Source organism: Pseudoxanthomonas suwonensis (genome assembly GCF_010093235.1).
Taxonomy (GTDB): domain Bacteria; phylum Pseudomonadota; class Gammaproteobacteria; order Xanthomonadales; family Xanthomonadaceae; genus Pseudoxanthomonas; species Pseudoxanthomonas suwonensis.
In genome coordinates this window covers 128,701-147,657 of sequence record NZ_PDWP01000004.1, presented here as the reverse complement: position 1 = coordinate 147,657, position 18,957 = coordinate 128,701, and the positions used below count along the sequence as shown (strand labels likewise).

The 18,957-nt window shown below is 70.1% G+C and carries 20 protein-coding genes; 11 read left to right on the top strand and 9 right to left on the bottom strand.

The features are described 5' to 3' along the window. The first annotated feature begins 394 nt into the window (after nucleotides 1-394). The 4 genes from CSC68_RS03145 (at nucleotide 395) to CSC68_RS03130 (ending at nucleotide 3,537) form a co-directional block, all read left to right on the top strand. The gene (locus CSC68_RS03145; RefSeq protein WP_162202042.1) at nucleotides 395-610 is read left to right on the top strand and encodes a CsbD family protein; all 216 of its coding nucleotides are present in this window, start codon (nucleotides 395-397) and stop codon (nucleotides 608-610) included. A gap of 154 nt (nucleotides 611-764) precedes the next feature. After that, nucleotides 765-2,132, top strand: coding sequence for a tryptophan--tRNA ligase (locus tag CSC68_RS03140; protein ID WP_162202041.1), 1,368 nt, complete (start codon nucleotides 765-767; stop codon nucleotides 2,130-2,132). Continuing rightward, nucleotides 2,132-2,443, top strand: a complete 312-nt coding sequence (locus tag CSC68_RS03135; RefSeq protein WP_162202040.1) for a hypothetical protein — start codon at nucleotides 2,132-2,134, stop codon at nucleotides 2,441-2,443. Before CSC68_RS03140 ends, CSC68_RS03135 begins: the two co-directional genes overlap by 1 nt. Nucleotides 2,444-2,583: 140 nt before the next feature. Continuing rightward, nucleotides 2,584-3,537 (top strand): MBL fold metallo-hydrolase, encoded by a 954-nt coding sequence (locus CSC68_RS03130; RefSeq protein WP_162202039.1) that lies wholly within the window; start codon nucleotides 2,584-2,586, stop codon nucleotides 3,535-3,537. Between the two features lie 12 nt (nucleotides 3,538-3,549). On the opposite strand, the gene CSC68_RS03125 is transcribed toward CSC68_RS03130, so the two are convergent. The 4 genes from CSC68_RS03125 to pdhA all read right to left on the bottom strand — a co-directional run bounded on the left by CSC68_RS03125 (nucleotide 3,550) and on the right by pdhA (nucleotide 7,818). Then, nucleotides 3,550-3,933 carry a VOC family protein gene (locus CSC68_RS03125; RefSeq protein ID WP_162202038.1) on the bottom strand — a complete coding sequence of 128 codons (384 nt, stop codon included), beginning with the start codon at nucleotides 3,931-3,933 and terminating at the stop codon, nucleotides 3,550-3,552. Nucleotides 3,934-4,102: 169 nt separating this feature from the next. Beyond that, the gene (locus CSC68_RS03120) at nucleotides 4,103-5,491 is read right to left on the bottom strand and encodes a dihydrolipoamide acetyltransferase family protein (protein WP_162202037.1); all 1,389 of its coding nucleotides are present in this window, start codon (nucleotides 5,489-5,491) and stop codon (nucleotides 4,103-4,105) included. Between the two features lie 136 nt (nucleotides 5,492-5,627). Then, nucleotides 5,628-6,740, bottom strand: a complete 1,113-nt coding sequence (locus CSC68_RS03115; protein WP_162202036.1) for an alpha-ketoacid dehydrogenase subunit beta — start codon at nucleotides 6,738-6,740, stop codon at nucleotides 5,628-5,630. Further along, nucleotides 6,733-7,818, bottom strand: coding sequence for a pyruvate dehydrogenase (acetyl-transferring) E1 component subunit alpha (gene pdhA, locus CSC68_RS03110; protein WP_162202035.1), 1,086 nt, complete (start codon nucleotides 7,816-7,818; stop codon nucleotides 6,733-6,735). Before pdhA ends, CSC68_RS03115 begins: the two co-directional genes overlap by 8 nt. A gap of 223 nt (nucleotides 7,819-8,041) precedes the next feature. Here pdhA and CSC68_RS03105 point away from each other — a divergent pair, with 223 nt between their 5' ends. From CSC68_RS03105 to CSC68_RS03095, 3 genes are all read left to right on the top strand, one after another. After that, nucleotides 8,042-8,902: a tryptophan 2,3-dioxygenase gene (locus CSC68_RS03105; protein WP_162202034.1), complete on the top strand. Its 861-nt coding sequence runs from the start codon at nucleotides 8,042-8,044 to the stop codon at nucleotides 8,900-8,902. A gap of 219 nt (nucleotides 8,903-9,121) precedes the next feature. Then, nucleotides 9,122-10,645 carry a peptide MFS transporter gene (locus CSC68_RS03100; protein ID WP_162202033.1) on the top strand — a complete coding sequence of 508 codons (1,524 nt, stop codon included), beginning with the start codon at nucleotides 9,122-9,124 and terminating at the stop codon, nucleotides 10,643-10,645. A gap of 2 nt (nucleotides 10,646-10,647) precedes the next feature. After that, nucleotides 10,648-11,247, top strand: coding sequence for a thioredoxin domain-containing protein (locus CSC68_RS03095; RefSeq protein ID WP_162202049.1), 600 nt, complete (start codon nucleotides 10,648-10,650; stop codon nucleotides 11,245-11,247). A 59-nt stretch (nucleotides 11,248-11,306) separates the two neighbouring features. On the opposite strand, the gene CSC68_RS03090 is transcribed toward CSC68_RS03095, so the two are convergent. Further along, on the bottom strand, nucleotides 11,307-11,819 hold the full coding sequence (locus CSC68_RS03090) for a MarR family winged helix-turn-helix transcriptional regulator (RefSeq protein ID WP_162202032.1): 513 nt from the start codon (nucleotides 11,817-11,819) through the stop codon (nucleotides 11,307-11,309). A gap of 94 nt (nucleotides 11,820-11,913) precedes the next feature. Between CSC68_RS03090 and hppD the strand changes: the two genes are divergently transcribed. The 4 genes from hppD (at nucleotide 11,914) to CSC68_RS03070 (ending at nucleotide 16,137) form a co-directional block, all read left to right on the top strand. Continuing rightward, nucleotides 11,914-13,038 carry a 4-hydroxyphenylpyruvate dioxygenase gene (gene hppD / locus CSC68_RS03085; protein WP_162202031.1) on the top strand — a complete coding sequence of 375 codons (1,125 nt, stop codon included), beginning with the start codon at nucleotides 11,914-11,916 and terminating at the stop codon, nucleotides 13,036-13,038. Between the two features lie 57 nt (nucleotides 13,039-13,095). Further along, on the top strand, nucleotides 13,096-14,400 hold the full coding sequence (hmgA, locus tag CSC68_RS03080) for a homogentisate 1,2-dioxygenase (protein WP_162202030.1): 1,305 nt from the start codon (nucleotides 13,096-13,098) through the stop codon (nucleotides 14,398-14,400). Between the two features lie 82 nt (nucleotides 14,401-14,482). Further along, on the top strand, nucleotides 14,483-15,130 hold the full coding sequence (locus CSC68_RS03075; protein ID WP_162202029.1) for a hypothetical protein: 648 nt from the start codon (nucleotides 14,483-14,485) through the stop codon (nucleotides 15,128-15,130). A gap of 59 nt (nucleotides 15,131-15,189) precedes the next feature. Further along, a complete protein-coding gene (locus CSC68_RS03070) occupies nucleotides 15,190-16,137 on the top strand; it encodes a sodium:calcium antiporter (protein WP_162202028.1) in 948 nt (315 codons plus the stop codon). 7 nt (nucleotides 16,138-16,144) lie between these two features. Here the strand turns inward: CSC68_RS03070 and CSC68_RS03065 are convergent, their stop codons facing one another. From CSC68_RS03065 to CSC68_RS03050, 4 genes are read right to left on the bottom strand one after another with little or no spacing between them, the layout of a single operon-like run. Beyond that, on the bottom strand, nucleotides 16,145-16,504 hold the full coding sequence (locus CSC68_RS03065) for a Na+/H+ antiporter subunit G (RefSeq protein ID WP_162202027.1): 360 nt from the start codon (nucleotides 16,502-16,504) through the stop codon (nucleotides 16,145-16,147). Beyond that, nucleotides 16,501-16,743, bottom strand: a complete 243-nt coding sequence (locus CSC68_RS03060) for a K+/H+ antiporter subunit F (RefSeq protein ID WP_232207892.1) — start codon at nucleotides 16,741-16,743, stop codon at nucleotides 16,501-16,503. Before CSC68_RS03060 ends, CSC68_RS03065 begins: the two co-directional genes overlap by 4 nt. A gap of 38 nt (nucleotides 16,744-16,781) precedes the next feature. Further along, a complete protein-coding gene (locus CSC68_RS03055; RefSeq protein WP_162202026.1) occupies nucleotides 16,782-17,294 on the bottom strand; it encodes a Na+/H+ antiporter subunit E in 513 nt (170 codons plus the stop codon). Beyond that, nucleotides 17,291-18,859, bottom strand: coding sequence for a monovalent cation/H+ antiporter subunit D (locus CSC68_RS03050; protein ID WP_162202025.1), 1,569 nt, complete (start codon nucleotides 18,857-18,859; stop codon nucleotides 17,291-17,293). Before CSC68_RS03050 ends, CSC68_RS03055 begins: the two co-directional genes overlap by 4 nt. Nucleotides 18,860-18,957 lie beyond the last annotated feature (98 nt).

Genomic DNA, 18,957 nt, shown 5'->3' with positions numbered 1-18,957 from the left:
CGGGCTGGCCGCAGCCGCTGCAGCAACGCCGCACGCCCTCCTGCGGATCAAGCTCGATCACCAGCCAGCGTTGGCCGCCGCGCGGCTCGCGATGCCAGCGGCTTACGCCATATCCCGCCCAGCCTCCCAGCGGGGACATACAATCCAACTCGGCCACGGCCGGCCCCAGTTTGTTGCTTCGACACCAGCAAGTCTGCCGGGTCGGCCGTGTGCCTCTCTCCCCTTAGTTGGGAGAAGAACCCTTTTTTTTGCCGAGGGGCGGGCGGTGGTGGGGAAGCGTTAAGCGGTCTAACCGCGCATTGACGCGCAACGGACCCGCAGCGAACGCGGGCATTGCGATGCTGTCACCAACCCGGCAGGCGCCGGGTTCCGATCCCCCAACCAAGGAGCACGCATGAACCGCGACATCATCGCTGGCAACTGGAAGCAGCTGAAGGGCCAGATGAAGGCCAAGTGGGGCGACCTCACCGACGACGTGTTCGACGTGGCCGAGGGCAATGCCGAGTACCTGGCCGGCAAGCTGCAGGAGCGCTACGGCTGGGAGAAGGATCATGCCGAGCGCGAGATCCGCGATTTCGAGAAGACCCTGGACCAGAAGTACCGCCACTGAGCGGCGGTAGTCCATGCCCAAGCCCGGGTCCGGCCCTCCGCCGGCCCGGGCTTTTCCGCGTCGTGCCGCCGCCGCGTGCGGCCCCGGGCCGGCGCCGCATGGGGCCGTGGCGGGCAGGGAGTAGAATCGGCATGTTTCCCCGACTGCCCGCACCATGACCGTCCGCGTCCTCACCGGCATCACCACCACCGGCACCCCTCACCTGGGCAACTACGCCGGCGCCATCCGTCCCGCCATCGCCGCCTCGCGCGCGCCCGGGGTGGAGAGCTTCTTCTTCCTGGCCGACTACCACGCCCTGATCAAGGCCGACGATCCGCGGCGCGTTGCGCGTTCGCGCCTGGAGATCGCCGCGACCTGGCTGGCCTGCGGCCTGGATCCGCACAAGGTCGTGTTCTACCGGCAGTCGGACATTCCCGAGATCCCGCAGCTGACCTGGCTGCTGACCTGCGTCACCGCCAAGGGCCTGCTCAACCGCGCCCACGCCTACAAGGCCGCGGTCGACAAGAACATGGAAGCGGGCGAAGACCCGGATGCCGGGGTCACCGCCGGCCTGTACATGTACCCGGTGCTGATGGCCGCCGACATCCTCGCCTTCGGCGCGCACCGCGTGCCGGTGGGTCGCGACCAGATCCAGCATATCGAGATGGCGCGCGACATCGGCCAGCGCTTCAACCACCTCTACGGCGAGGCCTGGCGCGAGGCCACCGGCCAGTCCGGCGAGCCGCTGGTGCTGCCGGAGGTGCAGGTCGACGAGAACGTGGCCACCCTGCCGGGCCTGGATGGCCGCAAGATGTCCAAGAGCTACGACAACACCATCCCGCTGTTCGCACCGCCGGCCGAACTCAAGCGCCTGGTGATGTCGATCGTCACCGACTCGCGCGCACCGGGCGAGCCCAAGGACACCGAGGGCTCGGCCCTGTTCCAGCTGTACCAGGCCTTCTCCACTCCGGAACAGGCCGAGGAGATGCGCCACGCCTTCGCCGAGGGCATCGGTTGGGGCGACGCCAAGCAGCGCCTGGTGGCCCGCATCGAGGAGGCGGTGGCGCCGATGCGCGAACAGTACGCACAGCTGGTCGCAAAGCCGGCGCAGCTGGAGGAGATCCTGCAGGAAGGCGCGCGCAAGGCCCGCGACATCACCGTGCCGCTGCTCGACGGCCTGCAGCGTGCGGTGGGCCTGGGCGGCTTCCAGGTGGCGGTCACCCAGGCGGCGGAAAAGAAGAAGAAGCCCGCCGCGCGCCTGCCGCAATTCAAGCAGTACCGCGAGGCCGATGGCCGTTTCCACTTCAAGCTGGTCGATGCCGAGGGTCGCGTGCTGCTGCAGGGCGACGGCTCGGAATCGCCGCGCGAAGCAGGCGAGCGCATCGCCCGCCTGCGCCGCGAGGGTGTCAACGCGCTGCATGCGCTGGAGCAGGGCGCGGTGGGCCTGATGGGCGAGCGCGTGGGTACGCTGGGCGAGGGCGTGGCCGGCGTGGATGCGGTGATCGAGGCCCTGCGCCAGCTGGCCGAGGCCGAGGCCAGCTGATGGCCTGGCTGTCGCTGCTGCTGTTCCTGCCCTGGTTCGCGGTGCTTGGCGGCCTGTACTGGCTGTTCCCGCGCGCGCCGCGCACGCCGGCGCGCCGGCGCTTCGACGCCATCGTGCTGCTGCTGGCCCTTGTGCTGAGCGTGGCCGGCATGCACTGGGGCTACCACGAGGGAGTGGCCTGGCACGGCGCTGGTCCGATCTGGCGCCAGGTGCTGGCGGTGCTCTACGCCTACGGCGCTTTCCTGGCGGTGCTGGCAGTGGCCATCGTGCTGCGCATGCGCCTGTCCGCGCGCTGGACGCCGCAGGCCTGAGAGGACGTCCGCGGGCCGGAGCGGGCCGCGGAGAAGCGTGACAGCGCGCACTTGGCGCCTGTGTCACTACGACCAAAGCCGGATCGTCCCGCCGGTGGGGGCTGACTAGGCTGGCCGCATCACCCCACGCAGTCCTACCCATGCGGCAGCAGCAGTCGGCGGCCACGCACGGCATCCATACCCTCGACACCGGGTACGTCCGGCCTTCCTTCGGCGCCGCCTACCTGGTGGTCGAGCAGGGCAGGGCGGCTTTCGTCGACTGCGGGACCAACCACAGCGTGCCGCTGCTGCTGCAGGCGCTGGCGGACGCGGGCCTGGGTACCGATGCGGTGGACTGGGTGGTGCTGACCCATGCCCACCTCGACCACGCCGGTGGCGCGGGCCTGCTGATGCAGCAGCTGCCCAACGCGCAGCTGGTCGCGCATCCGCGCGCGGCGCCGCACATGGTCGATCCGCAACGGCTGGTGGCCGGTGCCACCGCGGTGTACGGCGAGGAGGAATTCGCGCGCCACTACGGCCAGCTGCTGCCTGTACCGGAGGAGCGCGTGGTGGCGGCCGGGGATGGCCATGTCATCGAGCTGGGCGGGCGCGTCCTGCGCTGCCTGGACACGCCCGGCCATGCACGCCACCACATGTGCATCTGGGACGAACGCAGCCGCGGCTGGTTCACCGGCGACACCTTCGGCCTGTCCTACCGGCAGCTGGACAGCGACGCCGGTGCCTTCATCCTGCCGACCTCCTCGCCGGTGCAGTTCGAGCCCGAGGCGATGCAGGCCTCGATCCGGCGCATGCTCGAAGCCGGGCCGGAGGTGATGTACCTGACCCACTACGGACCGGTACGGGAGGTCCGCCGCCTGGCCGCGGACCTGCACGAGCAGATCGACGCCATGGTCTCCCTGGCCCAGGCCTGCGACGGCGGCGCCGACCGCCACCGCGCGCTGGTCGCGGCCCTGTCGGAGTACTACCTGGAGCGTGCCCAGGCGCACCGGGTGCCGATGGACGAAGCCGGCGTGCTGGACCTGCTGGGCATGGACATCGAACTCAACGCCCAGGGCCTGGAGATCTGGCTGGACCGCAGCCGCCGCCGCGGCTGAGCCGCGTGGCCCTCACTCCCAGGCATTGAAGGGCCGGCGGGAGCGTTCGCGCTGGACCCGCACCACGCAGAAGCGATGCCCGCTCGGTGCCTCCATCACCCACCAGCGCTTGACGAAGGCGATCTTGCGCGCGCCCAAGCGCACGAGCCGGTCGGCTTCGGCATCGACGTCGTCGCTTTCGATGTCCAGGTGCACGCGGGATTCATGCGTGACCTTCTGCAGGAGGATGAGGGGTTCGTCGTCATCGGTGGCCAGCACCGCGTAGCGGCCGTCGCCATCCTCGTCCGGCTCGGCGATGGGCTTGCCCAGCGCGGCGCTCCAGAACTCCAGCGCAGGGCGCAGGTCGTCGACCCTGCAGTCGATCACCAGGGTGCTGAGGCGGCTGTGGTGTGGCATCGGCATGCTCCTGCTGGGCGGGAGTGCCGAAGATAGCGCCTGGCGGGGAAGGGGGGGGCGGTGGAGGGCCGAAAAACCGGGGTCAGAGTGCAGTTCCCTGGATGCATCAACGTGCGTTGGGTCCAGCCTGGGGAGTGCACTCTGACCCCGGTTTTCTTTCGGCCCTGCCTCAGTCCGGCAGGGCCATGTCGTCCAGCAGCGCGCGCAGGAAGCGCGCGGCCTCGCCGCCGGTGGCGGCGCGGTGGTCGAAGGTCAGCGAGATCGGCAGGCGGCGGTGCACCTCGATGCCGCCCATCACCGCGACCACGTCGTGCGACAGGCGGCCGGCGCCGACGATGGCCCCGCACGGTGGCACCACCACCGGGGTGGCGTAGCGGCCGGCGAACATGCCGAAGTTGGATAGCGAGATGGTGTAGCCGGACAGCTCGCTGGCCGGGATGCTGCGGTCCTCCACCTGCGCGCGCAGGCGGTCGATGCCGGCGCGGATGCCGCGCGGGTCGAGCATGTCGGCGTTGCGCAGGGCCGGCACGAACAGGCCGTCGTCGGTGTCCACGGCAATGCCCACGTCCACGTGCGGATGGCGGGTGACGCTGAGCGCCTCGCCGTCGAACCAGGCGTTGAGCGCCGGCACGGCCTTGCACGCGGCGACTATCGCGCGGACCAGGCGCGCGGTGATGTCCTGCCTGCCGATCCAGGCGTGCAGGTCGGCGTCGTCGACCAGGGTGGTCGGCACCACCTTGCTGTGCGCGTCGGCCATCACCCGCGCCATGTTGCGGCGCACGCCCTTGAGCTGCTCGGGTTGGCCGCTGGCGGCGGCACCGGTGTCGGTACCCGGCGGGCGGGTGCGCATCGGCCGGCCGGTGGCGGAGACCGGGGTGCGCTGTTGCGGCGCGGGTGCGGGCGCCGACGACGCGACCGGAGCCTGCGCGTGTCCTGCCCGACCCGCGCCGGCGGTGGAAGAGGGGAGGAGGCGCGAGGGATTGGCCGCGGCCTGCTTCACATCGGCCAAGGTGACGGTGCCATCGGGGCCAGTGGCCGGTACGCGGGCCAGGTCCACGCCCAGCTTGCGCGCCAGCGCACGCACCGCGGGCATCGCCTTGACCCCGCCGACCGCGATCGCGCGCTCGGCGTGCACGGCGTCGGAGCTCTGCATCGCTCCGACCACGGTGCCGGCATCGCCGCCACTCGCTTCCGACGGCGCCGGCTGCACCGGCACTTCGCCGCCGTCGTCGCTGGCGGTGGCCTTGGCGGGCTTGGCCGGGGCGCCGTGGTGGTGGCCGGTGTCATGGCCCTCGGCGCGCTGCGGCAGGCTCGCGTCCGGCTCGAACTCGGCCAGCATCGCCCCGGTGGCGATCACGTCGCCGGCCTTGCCGGCCAGGCGCAGGACCTTGCCGGACACCGGCGAGGGCACTTCCACCACCGCCTTGGCGGTCTCCATCGACACCAGCGGTTCGTCCAGGCGGATGGTGTCGCCTTCCTTGACGAACCACTCGACGATGGTCGCGTCCGGCAGGCCCTCGCCCAGGTCGGGCAGGTGGAAGGTCTTGGTCTGGCTCATCGTGTCGCTCTCTCAATCGGTCGGTCGATCGCGCGGATCGACGGGCGGGAGCGGGCCGCGGCACGCGGCCGCGGCATGCCGTCCCGGGGCATCAAGGTAACGGACCGCGCGCGACGGGGTCGCGCGCGGTTCCGGCTCAGCCGTGGGCCATCGCGGCGCGGGCCGCGGCGACGATCCGCTCCACGCTGGGCAGGTACTTCATTTCCAGCCGGAACAGCGGGATGTGGGTATCCCAGCCGGTCACGCGCTGCACCGGGGCGACCAGGTCGTACATGGATTCCTCGGCCAGGCGCGCGGCGATCTCGGCGCCGAAGCCGGCGGTGCGCGGGGCTTCCTGCACGATCACGCAGCGGCCGGGGCGCGAAACCGACTCGGCGATGGTGGCGAAGTCCAGCGGGCGCAGGGTGGCCACGTCGATCACCTCGGCGCTGATGCCTTCGGCCTCCAGCGCCTCGGCGGCCTCCAGCGCTTCCTTCACCTGCGCGCCCCAGGCGACCAGGGTCACGTCGGTGCCGTCGCGCAGGACGAAGCACACGTCCAGCGGCAGCGCCTCGCCGTCGTCCACCACCAGTTCCTTGTACTGGCGGTAGATGCGCTTGGGCTCCATGTAGATCACCGGGTCCTCGTCGCGGATCGCGGCCAGCAGCAGGCCATAGGCGCGCTGCGGCGAGGATGGCATCACCACGCGCAGGCCGGGGACGTTGGTGAACATCGCCTCGTTGGCCTCGCTGTGGTGCTCGGGCGCGCGGATGCCGCCACCCCACGGCACGCGCAGCACCATCGGGCAGTGCAGGCGGCCACGGGTGCGGTTGCGCAGGCGCGCGGCGTGGCAGACGAGGTGGTCGAGCATCGGGTAGACGAAGCCGTCGAACTGCGCTTCGGCCACCGGCTTCATGCCCTGCGCGGCCAGCCCGACTGACAGGCCGGCGATGGTGGTCTCGTCCAGCGGGGTGTCGAGCACGCGCTGCGGGCCGAACTTCTGCTGCAGGCCGGCGGTGGCGCGGAACACGCCGCCGTTGACGCCCACGTCCTCGCCCAGCACCAGCACCGACGGATCGTGCTCGAGCTCCCACGCCAGGGCGCGGGTGATCGCCTCGATCAGGGTGATCGGCGTCGCGGTCGGGGTCTGGTTCATCGGCTGGTCTCCACCGCGCGCGGCTTGGACGGGCGCGGAATCGGCCGCGCCGGCGGCCGCATGGGCACCGGCCAGGCTGCTGGTTTCGGCACGCTGGCCGCGGATGTCATCCATGGCGCTGCTCCAGGGCAATGGCCGCGGCGCGCTGCGCGAGCAGGTCCGCCGGCGGATCGGCATAGAGGTAGTCGAACATCGCTTCCACCGGCTGCGAGGTGGTGGCCAGGTAGGCGTCGACCTCGGCGTTGACCTGGCGCTCGCACTCGGCCTTCCACCCGGCCTCCTCGGCCTCGCTCCAGGCCCCCTGCGCGGTGAGCCAGGTGCGCAGGCGCGCGATCGGCTCGCGCTGCCAGGCGGCCTTGACCTCGGCGTCGTCGCGATAGCGGCGCGCGTCGTCGGCGGTGGTGTGGTCGGACAGGCGGTAGGTGAGGAACTCGATCACCGAGCCGCCCTCGCCGGCGCGCGCGCGGTCCATGGCCTGGCGCATCGCGTCGAGCACGGCGACCAGGTCGTTGCCGTCGACCTGCAGCACGTGCAGGCCGCCGGCGATGCCCTTCTGCGCCAGGGTCTGGGCGCCGGTCTGGGCCTTGCGCGGCACCGAGATCGCCCAGCCGTTGTTGATCACGCCCAGCACCAGCGGCAGTTGGTAGGCGCCGGCGGAGTTGAGCGCGGCGTAGAAGTCGGTCTTGGAGGTGCCGCCGTCGCCGCAGGTGGCCACGGCCACGTGCGGCCGGCCGCGCAGCTTGAACGCCAGGGCCGAACCGGCCGCGTGCAGGCACTGCGTCGAGATCGGCACGCAGATCGGGAAGTCGACCGCCGCGTCGCTGTCGCGCGGGAAGTCGCTGCCGCGCTCGTCTCCGCCCCAGTACATCAGGATGTCGCGCGGGCGCACGCCGCGCTCGAACATGGTGCCGATCTCGCGGTAGCTGGGTGCGAACACGTCGCCGGAGCGCATCGAGGCACCGATGCCGACGTGGGTGGCCTCGTGGCCCAGGCTGGGCGCGTAGGTGCCCAGCTTGCCGGTGCGCTGCAGGGCGATGGCCTTGCTGTCGAAGGCACGCACGAACAGCATGCGCTTGAACAGCGGCAGCAGCGCCGCCGGATCGCGCAGGTCCTGGGGGAATTCGCGCACCTGGCGGCCTTCGGCGTCGAGGTACTGCAGGTAGTGGACTTCAAAGCTTGCGGCGAGAGTCATCGGGGGATTCACCCTTGCGCACGATCGCGTGACTGGAAAGTTGCACATGGTACGGACTTGGTCCGGAAAACCCGCCGTGCAGCGCAACAACGCTTGCAGTACATGGACTTGCCGCAGCCCGGATGGTTCCCCCTGAACGATGACAGCGTCGGGCAGGCGATGCGTGTTGCACTGCGTTACGCTTGCGCCCCTTGCGCGCTCCCGCGCCTGGCCGCCGCGACCGATGACCCTCGAAAAGAACCAGCGACCGCTCGAACCCGGGATCCACACCGACCTGCAGGGCCGCATGACCTATGCCGGCTACCTGCAGCTGGACAGGCTGCTGTCGGCGCAGAAGCCGCTGTCCGAGCCCGCGCACCACGACGAGATGCTGTTCATCATCCAGCACCAGGTGTCGGAGCTGTGGCTGAAGCTGCTGATGCACGAGCTGCAGGCCGCGCGCGCGTTCCTGCAGCAGGACCAGGTCTGGCAGTGCCGCAAGGTGATGGCCCGCGGCAAGCAGGTGCTGCGCCAGCTGGTCGAGCAGTGGTCGGTGCTGGAGACGATGACGCCTTCGGAATACATGGGCTTCCGCGACCTGCTGGGCCCGTCCTCCGGCTTCCAGTCGCTGCAGTACCGCGCTATCGAGTTCCTGCTGGGCAACAAGAACGCGGACATGGTCAAGGTGTTCGCCCACGACCCGGAGGGACAGGCGGCGCTGCGCGTCGAGCTGGAGCGTCCCAGCCTGTACGAGGAGTTCCTGCTGTACCTGTCGCGCTTCGGCCACGCGGTGCCGGCCGAGTACCTGCAGCCGGGCCGCGACTGGACCACGCCGCATGTCAGCGATCCGGCCCTGCGCAGGGTGTTCGAGCGCATCTACGAGGACACCGACCGCTACTGGCGCGAGTACTCGCTCAGCGAGGACCTGGTCGACCTGGAAACCCAGTTCCAGACCTGGCGCTTCCGCCACATGCGCACGGTCATGCGCATCATCGGCTTCAAGCGCGGCACCGGCGGTTCCAGCGGGGTGGGGTTCCTGCGCGAGGCGCTGGACCTGACCTTCTTCCCTGAACTGTTCGAAGTCCGGACCAGCATCGGGACCTGAGCCGCGTCGGGTACCGGGCGAGGATGGCACGCTCCCGGTGAGCACCCGCTCATGGCGCCGGTTTCAGTCGTAACACACTGATTTTGAATGGATATCCCGGGGGCGGTCCAGCGGGTTTGCCGCGCTTGCCGATTGACGACCCGGGGCCGGTCGGTGATTCTCGCCCGGTTCCGGCGCCCGTCGCCGTGAAGTCCCGTCCGTTCTTTTGCAAGGAAATCCATGAGCGCCGACGTCGTCGAGCCCAAGGCCGCGGTCCCGCCGCAGACGCCCTCCCTACCCGAATTCCCCCAGACCCTGGGCCATCCGCGTCCCCTGTGGATGCTGTTCATGACCGAGTTCTGGGAGCGCTTCGCGTTCTACGGCATGCGTTGGGCGCTGGTCCTGTACATCGTGGCCCAGTTCTACAGCGGTGACGCCAGGGGCGAGGCCCCGGCCAGCGAGCTGTACGGCGCCTACCTGGCGCTGGTGTACGCGGCGGCGATCTTCGGCGGCTACGTGGCCGACAAGCTGATCGGCTACCAGCGCTCGATCCTGGTCGGCGCGGCCTTCATGTCCGCTGGCCTGTTCATGATCATGGCGCCCAGCGAGACCATGCTGAAGCTTGGCCTGGCCACGATCATCGTCGGCAATGGCCTGTTCAAGCCGATCATTTCGACCCTCGTCGGCAAGGTCTACGCGACCGGCGACCAGCGTCGCGACTCGGGCTTCACCATCTTCTACATGGGCATCAACCTCGGGGCCTTCATCGCCCCGATCCTGACCGGCTGGCTGGCCGAGCGCATGTTTGGCGGTACTCCGGAACTGCCGGCCTACAAGGTGGTGTTCATTGCGTCCGGCATCGGCATGCTTTTCAGCCTGTTGTGGTTCTGGTTCGGCCGCGCCCAGCTCAAGGGCATCGGCGCGGCGCCGGCCAATGCCACCGGCCTGGGGCGCGTGGCGATGGTGATCGTCGGCGCATTCGTGGCGATCCCGGTGTACTACTCGCTGCTGACCATCGACGCCGGCGTGCTGAACTGGATCCTGATCGCGCTGTTCATCGCCCCGGCGATCATGCTGCTGGTCGAGGGCATCCGCGAGGGCAAGGTGCAGCGCGACATGGTGATCGCGATGCTGATCATCTTCGGCTTCAACGTGCTGTTCTGGATGTTCTTCGAACAGGCCGGCAGCTCGTTCAACTTCCTGGCCCAGAACATCGTCAACCGCGACTTCGGCGGCTGGATCTTCCCGGTCGGCTGGTTCCAGTCGGTCAACTCCATCGCCATCATCACCCTGGCCCCGGTGCTGGCATGGCTGTGGGTGGCGATGGGGCGCGCCAATCCGTCGATCCCGCGCAAGTTCGGCCTGGGCCTGATCTTCAACGGCCTGGCCTTCCTGCTGCTGATGTTCGCCCTGTCCAGCCTGGTCGACCCGGAAACCCTGAAGATCCCGTTCTGGACCCTGTTCATGGTCTACGTCATCCAGTCGGTGGGCGAGCTGTGCCTGTCGCCGATCGGCCTGTCGATGACCACCAAGCTGGCCCCGGCCAAGCTGACCGGCCTGGCCATGGGTGGCTGGTTCCTGTCGATCGCCATCGGCAACAACCTGTCGGGCATCTTCGCCTCCAGCGTCAGCGGTGAAGGCGGCATGACCACCGAGTCGGCACTGGCCGGGTATACCTTTGGCTTCTGGGCGCTGCTGGGCGCCGGCGTGCTGCTGTTCCTGGTCGCGCCGCTGATCCAGAAGCTGATGCACGGAGTGAAGTGAGCATGGCGGGTGCGCGCGACGCGGTGATGGCCTCGATGCTCCTGGCGCTGGCCGGGTGCGGGAGCGATTCCCAGCATCCGGCCGGTCCCCCGCGGCCGGTCGACACCACCCCGCAGGAAGCGCACGCGCCGGATGCCACCGAACCGGTGGCGTCGGGCAATACCCGCGCGGCGGCCGACGTCGCCGCGCTGGCGGGGCTGCGGGCGGCATTCGATCCGTCCCGCAGCGCCGTCGACGACCTGGAGAGCGCGCAGGTCGAGGCGCGGCGTGGCAGCCGCCACATCGTGCTGGAGTTCGGCCAGCCCGGCTGCGAACCCTGCGAGGCGCTGGCCGCCGGGATCGAGGGCGACGCGGCGCTGCGTTCGCGGCGCAACGCCGGCTTCGTCTGGGTGCGGGTCGACCGCAGCGCCCCTGGCAATGCGGCGTTCGTCGAGGGCTATCCGCAGGCGGCCGACGCGCCGGCGCCGCACCTGGTGGTGCTGGACGCCGACGCGCAGGTACTGCATGCCGGCCCGGGCGACGCGCTGTTGCGGCGCGACGGCCGTGCCGATGCCAAACGCATCCGGGAATTCCTCGAGACGTGGGCGCCGCCTGCGCCCTGACCGGCGCCTGCGTCCTTCCCCTTCCCCCGTTCCCTTCCCCGCAGGCAGGTAGTGCCTGGTCAGTTGCCGTCGCGCAGCGCGGTCAGGCCGGGCCCGGCGAGCTTGGTGAGCAGGCGGTCAAGCATCTGCCGCTCCTCGTCGTCGAGGGTAGCCACCAGGCGCTGTTCGGCCTGCAGCGCCATCGGCGCGATCTCGTCGTAGACCGTGTAACCGACCTCGGACAGCGAGAGCACCGAGCGGCGGCGGTCGTCGCTGTGGATGTCGCGCTTGATCAGGCTGCGCTCGAGCAGGCGCGCGACGGCGCGGCTGACGGCGACCTTGTCCATCGCGGTGCGTTCGGCGACCTCGTTGGCCGACAGGTCGGGGAACCGACCGAGCACGGCCATCACGCGCCATTCGGTGATCGCCAGGCCGAAACGCTTCTGGTACATGTCGGCGATCGTCTGGCTGACCCGGTTGGACAGCACGCTGAGGCGGTATGGCAGGAAGCGTTCGAGTTCTAGCTGTGCGTGACCGGCAGCGTCCCTTGCATTAGCGGACCCGGATACGTCTTGGCTGGCAGTAGCAGTCATTGCGGCAGGGTACCTTGCATGTGGTTGCACACGTAACTATAAAGGGTCTATCCCAAGACCCCGTTCCCCGGCGGGGAGCGATCAGGAAGCCATCATGAGCGTGCAACCGCAAGTCCTTTCGTCCGCTGCCGGCCCCGCTCCGGGCATGGCGGTCACCACTTTCGAGAACCCCATGGGCATCGACGGCTTCGAGTTCGTCGAGTTCGCCGCCCCCGCCGGCCAGGCCGGCCAGCTCCACGACTACTTCCGCAAGCTGGGCTTCACCAAGGTCGCCCATCACCGTAGCCGTCCGATCAGCACCTACCGGCAGGGCGACTGCACATTCCTGCTCAACGAGGATCCGGACTCGTATGCCGCGCGCTTCGCCGAAAAGCACGGTCCCAGCGCCTGCGGCTTCGCCATCCGGGTCAAGAAGCTGGCCGACTGGGTCCGCACCCAGGCGCTGAAGAACGGCGCCGAGCCGTTCGCGCCGCAGGACGAGCTGAGCAAGGCGGTGGCCGCGCCGGTGATCAAGGGCATCGGCGACTGCATGCTGTACCTGGTCGACCGCTACGACGCCAAGGGCACGATCCACGACCCCGACTACGCGTACGAGGACGGCGTGGACCTGAAGCCTGCTGGCTTCGGCCTGACCTTCATCGACCACCTGACCCACAACCTCTACCAGGGCAACATGGCCAAGTGGGCGGACTACTACGAGCGGCTGTTCAACTTCCGCGAGATCCGCTACTTCGACATCAAGGGCGCCAAGACCGGCCTGTTCTCCAAGGCCATGACCGCGCCGGACGGCATGGTGCGCATCCCGCTCAACGAGTCGTCCGATCCCAAGTCGCAGATCAACGAATACCTCGAGGCCTACCACGGCGAGGGCATCCAGCACATCGCCTGCTTCACCGACAACATCTACGTGACGGTGGAGAAGATGCGCGAGGCCGGCATCGAGTTCCTGGACACGCCCGACACGTACTTCGACGTGATCGACCAGCGCATCCCGGAGCACGGCGAGGACGTGGAGCGCCTGCGCCGCAACCGGATCCTGATCGACGCGGATCCCGAGACCAAGAAGCGCAAGCTGCTGCAGATCTTCACCCAGAACGCGATCGGCCCGATCTTCTTCGAGATCATCCAGCGCAAGGGCAACGAAGGCTTCGGCGAGGGCAACTTCCAGGCGCTGTTCGAGAGCATCGAGCGCGACCAGATGCGGCGCGGCGTCCTCTGACAGCAGGACGGGAAAGCCCCTCTCCGGAAGGGGGAGGGGCTTGCAGGGCGAACGAGGATGAACGCTGTGACTGAACTGCAGTACATGACCGGCTTCGGCAACGAGTTCGCCAGCGAAGCCATTCCCGGGACGCTGCCGGAAGGCCAGAACTCGCCGCAGCGGGTGGCCCACGGGCTGTCCGCCGAACAGATCTCCGGCACCGCCTTCACCGCCCCGCGCGCGCAGAACCGGCGCAGCTGGCTGTACCGGATCCGCCCGGCGTCGATGCATGGCGGCTTCGCGCCGTTCGACCAGCCGCGTCTCCACAACGATTTCGGCAACGGCCCGGTGACCCCGGAGCAGCTGCGCTGGGATCCGCTGCCGCTGCCGGCGCAGCCCACCGATTTCGTCGAAGGCCTGTACACCGTGGCCGGCAACGGCTCGCCGGCGGCGCAGGCGGGCGTGGGCGTGCACCTGTACGCGGCCGACCGCGACATGGCCGGCCGCTACTTCTATGATGCCGACGGCGAGCTGCTGCTGGTGCCGCAGCAGGGCCGGCTGCGCATCGCCACCGAGCTGGGCGTGGTCGAGGTCGAACCGCAGCAGGTGGCGCTGGTGCCGCGCGGCATCCGCTTCCGGGTCGAGCTGCCGGACGGCGCCTCCCGCGGCTACGTGCTGGAGAACTTCGGCGCGCACCTGCGGCTGCCGGACCTCGGGCCGATCGGCTCCAACGGCCTGGCCAACCCGCGCGACTTCCAGGCGCCGATGGCCGCGTACGAGGACATCGAGGGCGATTTCGAGCTGGTGGCCAAGTTCCAGGGCCACCTGTGGCGCGCGCCGATCGACCACAGTCCGCTGGACGTGGTGGCCTGGCACGGCAACCACGTGCCGTGGCGCTACGACCTGCGCCGCTTCAACACCATCGGCTCGATCAGTTTCGACCACCCGGATCCATCCATCTTCACCGTGCTGACCTCGCCCAGCGATACGCCCGGGACGGCCAACGTCGACTTCGTGATCTTCCCGCCGCGCTGGCTGGTGGCGCAGCACACCTTCCGCCCGCCGTGGTTCCATCGCAACGTGGCCAGCGAGTTCATGGGCCTGGTGCACGGCGCCTACGACGCCAAGGCGGAAGGGTTCGTGCCCGGTGGCTGCTCGCTGCACAACTGCATGAGCGGCCATGGCCCGGACGCGACCACCTACGAGAAGGCCTCGCAGGCGGACCTGTCGAAGCCGGACGTGATCACCGGGACCATGACCTTCATGTTCGAGACCCGCGCCGTGCTGCGGCCGACCGCGCAGGCACTCGACGCCCCGCACCGCCAGCGCGACTACCTGGAGTGCTGGGCGGGACTGAAGCGGCACTTCCAGCCGCCGCGCTGACGGCGCCACCGGCGCGGCCTTCGCTCCCCGTTGACGGGGGCTCCGGCAGCCTTCCCCAATGCGGCTCGCATCCGGGGGAAACATGTCGTCGTCGGCAAGGAAGATCGATGCCTGCCTGCTGGTCCTGGCACTCGCGCTGGCGTCGTGCACCCGGGCACCGGAGGCAGGGACCCGGGACGAAGCCTGGGACGCCACGGCACAGGAGCACCCGGTCTACGAGGAAGCCGAAACGGTGCCGCCGGCCACGGTGCCGCACGCGGCCTCGTCGCTGGCGCCGCTTTCCGCAAGTTTCGAAGGCTTCGGGCCGGTGCCGTTCGGGGCTGGCCCCGAGGACCTGCGCGAGGCGTGGACAGGCGAGATCGAGGGCGGTCCCAATCCGGTCGATCCGCAGGCCTGCTATTACCTGTTCCCGCAGCCACGTCCGGAGGATGGGTTCGGCACCGCCTTCATGATCGAAGGCGGGCGTTTCGTCAGGGTGGACGTGGACCAGGCCGGGGCCGAGGCGCCGGGTGGCGGGCGGATCGGCATGGAAGCGGCGCGGATCCACGATCTCTACCCGGGCCAGGTGGAGGAACGCCCGCACAAGTACCTGGACGGCGGCCTGTACCTGCGGGTCGTCCCGGACGATTCCCCGGCCGTGCTTGTGTTCGAGGTCACGCCGGACGGCTTCGTCCACGGCTGGCGCGTCGGCCTGCCTCCGCAGGTGGACTACGTCGAAGGCTGCGGCTGAGCCGCCGCGGCGGTTGCCTGCCGCGCCGCATGGAATCGGCCCTTCGAGGGAGGATCGCGATGGCGGCGACACTGGGACTGTTCGCGCTCGGCCTGCTGCTCCTGGCGCTGGGCGGCGATTCGGCGGTCAAGGGCGTTTCCGGGCTGGCGCAGCGGCTGGGAATGCGCCCGTTCGTGGCCGGCGTGCTGTTGCTGGCGTTGGCCACCTCGCTGCCGGAACTGGTGGTCAACCTCCGGGCGGTCTCGATCGGCCAGGGGCACCTGGCGCTGGGCAATGCGGTCGGCAGCACGCTGGCCAACCTCGGCCTGACCCTGGGCCTGGCCGCGCTGGCGGCGCCGCTGCTGCTGCGCGCGCGATTGCTGCTGCCGCAGCTGGCGATGCTCGTGGCGGCGGCGGTGGCCATGGTGGCGCTCGGCCTCGACGGCCACATCGGCCGTCCCGACGGCCTGGCACTGGTGGTCGCCTACGTCCTGGTGCTGGCGTTCGTCCTGCGCCGGAGCACGCTGGAGGCGCGCCAGGTGCAGGAGGGGATCGCCGCCTACGCCGCCACCCGCACCGGCCTGGGCCTGAACCTGTTGCGGCTGGCCATCGCCCTGGCGCTGCTGTGGTTCGGCGCGCGCTGGGTCGTCGCCGCCGCCCTGGAACTGGGGCAGGCCTGGGGCCTGACACCGCTGCTGGCCGGCCTGCTGCCGGTGGCCATCGGCACCACCCTGCCGGAGATCGCCGCGGCGGTGGCCGCCGCGCGCCGCGGGCAGGGCGACATGGTCGCCGGCCACGTGTTCGGTTCCAGCCTGTGCAACCTGCTGCTGGTGGTCGGAGGCGCCGCTGCGGTGCGGCCGCTGGCGTTGCCGGCCTCCTTCGTGCGCCTGGAGCTGCCTGCGCTGCTGGCGCTGGCCCTGCTGGCGCTGCCGATGCTGGGTGGCGACCGGCGGCTCTCGCGCGGCGAGGGCGGCGTCCTGGCGGCTGTGTTCGCGGCCTGGGTCGTGCTGGAGCTGGTGCTGCTCTGAGCGGCGTTCAGGCGTCTTGGTCGGGTCCCCGGCCTTCGCCCACCGCCTCGCCCTCGGGTTGGGCCGGGCGCTCGGCCATGTGCAGCGACAGCGCCGCCTTGGCCATCAGGTGGGCGCCGATCGGCGCGGTGATGAACAGGAACGCGGTGATCAGGAGCTCGCGCGGCTGCGGGTCGGTCTCGCCCAGCCAGTGGTAGCCGACCGAGGCCAGCAGCACGCAGCCCACGCCCAGGGTGCTGGCCTTGGTCGGCGCGTGCAGGCGCTTGAAGAACTCGGAGAACTTCACCAGGCCGATCGAGCCGACCAGGATGAAGAAGGCGCCGGCCGCCAGCAGGAAGACCAGCAGCATGGCAATGATCCAGCTCATTCGACGATGTCCCTGCGCAGTACGTACTTGCTCAGCACCACGGTGCTGACGAAACCGAGCATGGCGATGATCAGCGCCGCCTCGAAGTAGATGGCCGTATTGAGGTGCATGCCCAGCAGGATCAGCTGGGCGATCGCGGCCACCGACAGGGTGTCCAGGGCCAGGATGCGATCGGGCACCGAGGGGCCGCGCAGCAGGCGGTACAGCGCCAGCAGCATGGCGAATGCGGTCACGTGCATGGTGCCGACGATGGCCCAGCCGACCAGTGCCTGCGGGGTCACGGGAAGATCTCCATGAGTGGGGCCTCGTAGCGGGTCTTGATCTCCTGGATCACGGCGTCCGCGTCCTTGAGGTTGAGCACGTGCACCAGCAGGTAGCGGCGGTCCTCGGACAGCGATGCCGATACGGTGCCCGGGGTCAGGGTGATCATGCTGGTCAGCGCGGCGATGCCATGGATGTTGCCGATGTCCAGCGGCAGCCAGATGAAGCCGGGAGTGATTTCCTCCTCCGGGCCCAGCACCTGGCGGGCCACGGTGATGTTGGAGCGGACCACGTCCAGCGCCAGCACGCACAGCATCCGCGGGATCCCGCCGATCCGCCCGATGCGGGCGAACTCGCGGTCGAGGCGCGCGGCGAACGGCGGGATGACCAGCGCCAGCAGCAGTCCCATCAGCGCATGGCCGACGCTGACCTCCGAGTTCATCAGCAGCCAGAACACGAACACCGTCGCCGCCAGCGGCAGCGAGGGGACGATGCGGCGCAGCAGCGGCTTGCGTTCCCTGGTGCTCACGGGGTCCTCCCTTGCGGCAGCGTCGCCCGCACCTGTTCCACGTAGGCTTCCGGCGCCTGCAGCTGGGTGCCGGTGGCGCGGGTGTATTCCAGCATCGGCGAAGCGCCCAGGACCATGGCCACGCCGTAGGCGAGGAGGAGGACCGTGGCGGCCGTTTCCAGCGGACGGCTGGGCGCCTCGCGCATCTGCTCGCGCGGCACGTATCGGGCGACCTGTTCGGGCGAAGCGTCGGGCCATGGCTCCTGGCGCCAGAACAGGCGGGTGCCGGCGCGCGCCAGCCCCACGAGCATCATGAAGCTGCTGCCCAGCACCAGCAGCCACACCCAGAACGTGCGCGGGCCATCGGGTACCGCCTCCAGCATCACCAGCTTGCCGATGAAGCCCGACAGCGGCGGCAGGCCGGCCAGCGACACCGCGGCCACCAGGTACAGCGCGGCCGGCACGGTGGAGCCGGGCAGGGCGGCGACCACGTCCTTGCGGTCGCTGGCCGCGCCGCGGCGGCGGCGCACCAGGTCGGCCAGCAGGAACAGGGCCGCGCCGGCGAAGGTGCTGTGCACCAGGTAGTAGAGGCCGGCGCCCACCGTGCCGGCGGTGTCCAGGGCGAAGGCGATGAACAGGGTCGCCGCCGAGGACAGCACCAGGTAGGCGGCCAGCGAGCGCAGCCGGCGCGCGGCCAGCACGCCCAGCGCCGCCAGTACCAGGGTGATCGCGCCCAGCACCAGCATCGCCGGCCAGGCGAAGCCGGCCAGCGGCCCGGCCAGGCCGAACACCAGGGAGCCCACGCGCAGCACCGCGTACAGGCCGACCTTGGTCATCACCGCGAACAGGGCCGCCACCGCCGCCGGGGCATGGGTATAGGTCTCCGGCAGCCACAGGTACATCGGCAGCAGCGCCGCCTTGGCACAGAACACCACCAGCAGCAGGCCGCCGGCGGCCTGGACCAGGGCGCGGTCCTGCGGCGACACCTCGGCCACGCGCACCGCCAGTTCGGCCATGTTGAGCGTGCCGAGCAGGCCGTAGACCAGGCCCAGGGCGACCAGGAACAGGGTCGAGGCGGCGATGTTGAAGGACACGTAATGCAGGCCGGCGCGCATGCGCTCGCCGCGGCCGCCGCTGAGCATCAGGCCGTAGGAGGCGATCAGCAGGATCTCGAAGAACACGAACAGGTTGAACACGTCGCCGGTGAGGAAGGCGCCGTTGATGCCCATCATCTGGAACTGGAAGAACGCATGGAAATGCGGCGCGCGGCGGTCCCAGCCGGCGCAGGCGTGCAGCAGGCAGCCGATGCCGAGCAGCACCGCGACCAGCAGCATCAGCGCCGCCAGCCGGTCCACCATCAGGGCGATGCCCAGCCGCGCCGGCCAGTCGCCGAGCAGGTACACGGCGACCTCGCCGCCGCCTGCGCCGCGCACCAGCAGCACGGCGACCAACAGCATCAGGGCCATCGACGTCCAGGCCACGATCCGCTGCGGCGCCATGCCGAAGCGTCGGTGCTCGAACATCAGTGCCAGGGCCGCGGCCACCAGCGGCACCAGGATCGGCAGCAGCGGCAGGTGCGCGCTCATGCGCGGCCCTCGCGGTCGGGCGAGGCCACCGCGCCCTGGGCCGGCACCGATTCATTGCCCGCCACCAGCTCGGCCGCGTGCGCCGCCAGGCGCGCCTC